Genomic DNA, 204 nt, shown 5'->3' on the forward strand with positions numbered 1-204 from the left:
AACAAATGTGAATGCCTCACTAAGCCTGTCCAAAAATGACCGAAACACCTATCAGTAATGCAAGGCTGGTAAATATGGTAATAATGGTGATGAAGGTGGTCATTTAATTGCCAGCATATTCAATGGTCCTGGTGAAAAGCTTAATATTGTTCCTATGGATGGAAATCTTAATAAAAGTCAATGGAAAAAAATGGAGAACTCATG

The 204-nt window shown here is 36.3% G+C and carries 1 pseudogene; it reads left to right on the forward strand.

The window, feature by feature from the left end:
• Window positions 1-79: 79 nt before the first annotated feature.
• A pseudogene (locus QCD69_RS22845) lies at window positions 80-204 on the forward strand (DNA/RNA non-specific endonuclease); the annotation flags it as partial.

This window comes from Erwinia sp. PsM31 (assembly GCF_030433775.1).
In the GTDB taxonomy this organism is placed as follows: domain Bacteria; phylum Pseudomonadota; class Gammaproteobacteria; order Enterobacterales; family Enterobacteriaceae; genus Erwinia; species Erwinia aeris.